This is a genomic window from Psychromonas sp. MB-3u-54, assembly GCF_002836415.1.
In the GTDB taxonomy this organism is placed as follows: Bacteria; Pseudomonadota; Gammaproteobacteria; order Enterobacterales; family Psychromonadaceae; genus Psychromonas.
In genome coordinates this window covers 1-3484 of record NZ_PJBP01000009.1, presented here as the reverse complement: position 1 = coordinate 3484, position 3484 = coordinate 1, and the positions used below count along the sequence as shown (strand labels likewise).

Here is a 3484-nt window from a genome sequence, read left to right as displayed (position 1 = left end):
TCTATCACCGACCACTTTTAAAGAAGCCGCACTTGTTGCGGTTTTTTTTCATCCTAAATTTACGCTCACAAAACCGCCGGGATGATTTTGAATAGTAAATCTTATTACTTTATTGATGCACCCTACGCGCTATGCGTTTGTTGTCATGGTTCGTGCTAGTTGGCATTCAAATAAGACAACCATTAAATTTATGATCAATTTTAAATAATAAATCGGATCACTTTATTAATGCGTTTGGTATTAGTTTGCCCATACACTGAAATGTCGCTTTACAAGATTGCTCATACATTAAGCTAAAGCTTATTCGCGGCTCCGTTTATCACCGACCACATTCTTAAAACCCGCATTTATTGCAGTTTTTTTCGTCTGGAGTTTAAGCGTCCACCTTAATTAGCGTAATTTTCTAAGCAGTAGGGTGCATTCTATGCATGGCAAACAGTTGTAATCGGTGCGCGGAGCGCACCCTACGAGTTAACCAAATAAGCCGCGAGTGTCAGAGAATGTTATTAATACCAAACGCGTTAAGTCTATGTCCAATGCCTTCCAAAGCAAAATTTGTCAGGTCAAATGTAAATTTGTTCCGCATATTTAACTATATGTGTGGGTTTATGTAACTGCTCTTCAATGACTTGTTTAAAAATAGCCTGTTTATCAGGCTCTCCATGTATTAAAAATATTTTATCGAGTTTTTCAAATTCGCTTATCCAAGTTAGCAGATCGCTTTGATCGGCGTGCGCAGAAAATCCGTTGATCATATGTATCTGCGCATTGACTTTGATATTTTCGTGATAAAGCTGGATGGATTCTGCCCCGTCAATCATTTTTCGTCCCAGAGTGTCCTGCACTTGATAGCCGACAAAGATGACACTGTTACGCGCATCCCAGAGACGATGTTTAAAGTGCTGCAAAATTCGTCCACCTGTACACATACCACTTCCGGCAATGATAATGCAGCGGTTTTCTATGTTATTAATGAGCATTGAATCTTGGTTTTTGAGTGAATATTGCAGATAGGGAAAGTCAAAAATAGTGCTGTCACGCTCAAGCAACTTTATGGCCGGCTCATTTAATTCAGAATGATAACGTGTATAAATTTGCGTGGCGCGCATCGCCATTGGCGAGTCTAAAAACACTTGGCATTTGGGAAGCTCTTGGTCGTAATACATTTGTTTTAGCAGCAGCAAAATTTCCTGGGTACGTTCAATAGCAAAGGAGGGGATCAAGACATTACCCTGATTATTTAAGGTCTTAATAATAACCTCTTTAAATTCATTCACCGTCTCGGTTAAACCGCGATGATCCCGATCCCCATAGGTCGATTCAATATAAAGGGCATCGGTTTGTTTAACAAAAGCAGGGGAGGGCATAATTAAGTCTGTTTGGCCGCCTAAGTCCCCGCTGAATACCACTGATTTGGATAGGCCTGCTTCATCAAACTCAATTTGCACGGTTGCCGAGCCAAGGATATGTCCGGCGTTACGAAAGGTGGTTTTGACCTCAGGCGTAAGTTGAATGCTTTTATTGTACTGCGCATATTGGATGGTTAAATCAAACACCGCTTTTGCATCATCGGTGCTGTAAATCGGCGGTCGAACCTGTTTTTCATTACCGGATCGTTTGGCCTTTTTAAGTGCTATTTTATAATCCTCTTCAGCAATTTTAGCGCTATCCATTAAAATTACTTCGGCAAGATCCATGGTCGCTCTTGAGGCGACAACTTTACCGTCAAATCCCTCCTTGACCAGTTTAGGAATACGTCCGACATGATCTAAATGCGCATGGGTAATCAGTAAAATATCCACTTTTTTAGGATCAAAACCAAAAGGTTCAAATGTTTGCTCCTCTTTACTACCTTGAAAGTAGCCGCAATCAATTAAAATATTAGGCCCATTTTTAAGCTGTAAAAGATGGCATGATCCGGTAACTGTCTCAGCAGCCCCGAACGATTGGATAAAAGCCATAACACACCTCCGTTGTTGATACACTTTTAACTGTAGCATGCCTGTGTTTATTCGCTTTAAATTCATCAAGTCACGATAAAACGAAATTGATATTCTTTTGAATTTTGAATTTGCAAACAGAAAGCAGGGATCGACAGGGGGGGAAAAATCATTCTGTAATAGTATTCTAAAAAGTTGTATCAACAGAGACCAAACGTATTAATCAAATGATCTGATTTATTATTCAATAATCATCACTACTGCTTTATAAGTGTCAATTTTGCCTTTGAATAAATTGATCATAAATTTAAGGTGTTTGGTATAATTAGCGCTTGTCGGATCAGACTTAAGCTCTAAAATCAGCCAATGCGATTAATTTATCATCACTCAACACTTAATAGTTAAAATAACAATTGACGATTTAAAAACAACTCAGTACTATCTGCGTCGTTGTTAAGGCATTAAGGCTTAAAGCATTAAAGCATTAAAGCATTAAAGCATTAAAGCTTAACAGTGATTTCGGTGATTAGCGCAGCTTGGTAGCGCACCTGGTTTGGGACCAGGGGGTCAAAGGTTCGAATCCTTTATCACCGACCATATTTAACAGCATGTTTTAAACGTGCTGATATTTAAGAATCAACCCTTAGCTCAGCTGGATAGAGCAACGGCGTATAAGCCGTAGGATACCGGTTCTTATTTGGAATTAAATTTCAAAGCTCAGACAGTATATGATAAATATATAGCTTGTGGTTATGAAAATTTAGTTCTGTTAGCTCAGTTGGATAGAGCATCCGCCTTCTAATGCCGAAGTGTGAAATCATTTCATAATTGGGCCTCATTTGGGAAACCTTATGAGTGTAAGATGTCAAATTCGGGGAAACCTTACCATTTTGGTTGGCAATCCCGAGCCAAGCCCAATACGTTTATTGGGAAGGTGTAGAGAGTAGACGGCATCTACCTAAAGTGTAAAATCTTATGATTTCCTTATGGGTTACTATGGTAAAGGGGTATTCCAGCGCACGAAGTCCTTAGGGATGGTAGCGAAAGCTATAGTGTGACGAAGCGGAGGGTCGCAGGTTCAAGTCCTGCACAGAACACCATTTATAAAAGTTTAGTGGCGGATGTAGCTCAGTTGGTAGAGCCCCGGATTGTGATTCCGGTTGTCGCGGGTTCAATCCCCGTCATTCGCCCCATCTTTATTTTATTAAAATGTTTAAATAGTTGCGGAATTGGCGGAATTGGTAGACGCGCTAGATTTAGGTTCTAGTATCGAAGGGTGTGAGAGTTCAAGTCTCTCATTCCGCACCACTTAAACAGACACGAATAAGATAATACGGTGATTATTCCAATTTAAGTAAATCTCCCCGGTTTATAAAATATTGGCTAATAGTTTGATTTAATATCACCAAACAGATTAAAAAAGCCTGTCATATTAATCTGTTACAGGCTTTTTGCTATAGAAAAGATTATCGGTGATTAGCGCAGTTTGGTAGCGCACTACTCTGGGGGAGTAGGGGTCAGAGGTTCAAATCCTCTATCACCGA

1 protein-coding gene and 4 tRNA genes are annotated in these 3484 nt (G+C 39.8%); 4 read left to right on the top strand and 1 reads right to left on the bottom strand.

Translation table 11 applies throughout. The features are described from left to right. Nucleotides 1–563 precede the first annotated feature (563 nt). Nucleotides 564–1961 carry an MBL fold metallo-hydrolase RNA specificity domain-containing protein gene (locus CXF72_RS00235; protein WP_101036040.1) on the bottom strand — a complete coding sequence of 466 codons (1398 nt, stop codon included), beginning with the start codon at nt 1959–1961 and terminating at the stop codon, nt 564–566. Between the two features lie 499 nt (nt 1962–2460). On the opposite strand from CXF72_RS00235, the gene CXF72_RS00230 reads away from it, so the two are divergent. From CXF72_RS00230 to CXF72_RS00215, 4 genes are all read left to right on the top strand, one after another. Further along, nucleotides 2461–2537: transfer RNA gene (locus CXF72_RS00230), tRNA-Pro, on the top strand. A gap of 520 nt (nt 2538–3057) precedes the next feature. Then, nucleotides 3058–3133: transfer RNA gene (locus CXF72_RS00225), tRNA-His, on the top strand. A 30-nt stretch (nt 3134–3163) separates the two neighbouring features. Beyond that, a tRNA-Leu gene (locus tag CXF72_RS00220) sits at nt 3164–3248 on the top strand. Nucleotides 3249–3410: 162 nt separating this feature from the next. Next, nucleotides 3411–3484, top strand: a tRNA-Pro gene (locus tag CXF72_RS00215).